Origin of the sequence: Mesorhizobium sp. M8A.F.Ca.ET.181.01.1.1, from assembly GCF_004792025.1 — a bacterium.
Taxonomy (GTDB): Bacteria; Pseudomonadota; Alphaproteobacteria; order Rhizobiales; family Rhizobiaceae; genus Mesorhizobium.
Map to the genome: position 1 here is coordinate 1 of NZ_SRTV01000139.1, position 337 is coordinate 337.

At 69.4% G+C, this 337-nt stretch carries 1 protein-coding gene; it reads left to right on the forward strand.

Annotation, left to right across the window (positions count from 1 at the left end):
* Nucleotides 1-31: 31 nt before the first annotated feature.
* The coding region (locus EN824_RS33945; RefSeq protein WP_135933196.1) for an OsmC family protein at nucleotides 32-337 on the forward strand (306 nt) is incomplete at its 3' end.

Sequence of the window (337 nt, forward strand, 5' to 3'; positions counted from 1 at the left end):
GCTTCCTTCAGCGGCGCCTGCATGGCCTTGAGTGCGGCTGAAGGAAGCCTATCGCGACGACGCCGCGCGGGCGCTGATCACGCTGAGAGCCCGAGGCACGCTCGACGATCAGTCGATCGCCTGCAAGGTGGAGACCGGCAGGGCGCTTGCCGTCGCCGGGCTTCATCCGGCCACCGGCGGCTCGGGGCTCGAGCTATGCTCGGGCGACATGCTGCTGGAGGCGCTGGTCGCTTGCGCCGGCGTGACGCTGAAGGCAGTGGCGACGGCGCTGGAGTTCAAGCTCGGCGCCGCCACCGTGGAGGCCGAAGGCGATCTCGATTTTCGCGGCACCTTGGGT